Raw genomic sequence first — 243 nt, 5'->3', positions numbered from 1 at the left:
GCATGGAACAGATACATTAGAAGAAACAGCTTATTTTTTAGATATAACCTTAGAGAAAAAAATCCCCATTGTTTTAACAGGAGCAATGCGGTCAAGTAACGAAATCGGTAGTGATGGCTTGTATAATTTCATCAGTGCTATTTGGACTGCTTGTTCAGACGAATCGTACGATAAAGGTGTTTTAGTCGTGATGAATGATGAAATTCATACGGCGCGTTATGTGACAAAAACACATACAACGAA

1 protein-coding gene is annotated in these 243 nt (G+C 36.6%); it reads left to right on the top strand.

Going from position 1 to position 243, the window contains the following annotated elements; genetic code table 11:
- Positions 1–243, top strand: a 243-nt coding sequence (locus LI112_RS18050; RefSeq protein ID WP_227191226.1) for an asparaginase domain-containing protein, incomplete at both ends; no start/stop codon positions are given.

It is taken from the genome of Blautia sp. 210820-DFI.6.14 (genome assembly GCF_020558815.1).
In the GTDB taxonomy this organism is placed as follows: Bacteria; Bacillota; Clostridia; order Lachnospirales; family Lachnospiraceae; genus Blautia_A; species Blautia_A obeum.
Note: the sequence above shows the minus strand (reverse complement) of the source record. Positions and strands in the feature narration are given on the sequence as shown.